At 50.0% G+C, this 1003-nt stretch carries 1 protein-coding gene; it reads right to left on the reverse strand.

The features are described from left to right. Positions 1 to 1003 (reverse strand): Ig-like domain-containing protein (locus CZ809_RS20790; protein ID WP_144396227.1); only part of this gene is annotated, 1003 nt, incomplete at both ends.

Below are 1003 nucleotides of genomic sequence, written 5' to 3' on the forward strand. Positions count from 1 at the left end.
TGTCAGTATCAATGTTGTAAATATGATCATCTGTCGCAGTAGCGCTATGACCTGCTTCATCATGAGTTGTCACGGTGGCGGTGACATTATCGGTGGTAGCGTTATCTAATACGCTGCCGTCAACCTCAGCCGTCCACGTTAACTTGCCATTGTGATTTTCTACTGTGGCCGTACCTACCGCTTTACCATCTACAGTGATCGTAACGGTATCGCCAACTTTGACATCACCACCAACGGTACCGGTTACAGGCACTTTGCCGTGGGACTCATTCTCATTGATTACATTGTCACCACCAATGGTGGTGATGGTGACACCCGCATTGATGCCAACCTGATAATTTTCTTCACTGTTTGCGGTGTCATTATGTGAACTGTATGACGTTGTGACTGTGGCAGTGGCTTTATCTGCATGCAACACATCCTTGCCCGTGACATTCACTGACCATGTGTTACCCGCCTCAACCTGGGTGTTGTAATCGGTGCCATTGATCGTCACCACGACCTTGTCACCCACTTGCACCTGACCGCCCACCGTACCGGTGATCGCAATGCTCTGCTGATGGCCTTCTTGTTGAGTAATGACGTTATCGCCAGTGATCTTATCGATATCGATAGTCGCGTTAACATCCACCGTATAATTATGCTCAGCTGTGGCGGTTTTGCTGTTGCCTGCGGTATCAGTGGTGGTCACTGTTGCGCCAACATGATCCGTATTCGCATCCAACAAGACCTTGCCATCAACAGACAAACGCCATGACTTATCCGCTTGTACTTCGGCGGTGCCTAACGTTTTTCCATCAAGGGTCACTGTTACCCAATCGCCCGCTTTCACATCGCCGCCAACCGTACCGATGATCGCTTGGGACTGTTCAGAATCAGGTCCGGTTACATTATCATCGGTAGCAATCGAGGTAATAGTGATCGCTGCCGCAATGTCAGTATCAATGTTGTAAGGGTGATCGTCCGTCGCCGTGGCACTGTTGCCCGCCTCATCCGTGGTGGT

Origin of the sequence: Photobacterium piscicola, assembly GCF_900166965.1 — a bacterium.
Taxonomy (GTDB): domain Bacteria; phylum Pseudomonadota; class Gammaproteobacteria; order Enterobacterales; family Vibrionaceae; genus Photobacterium; species Photobacterium piscicola.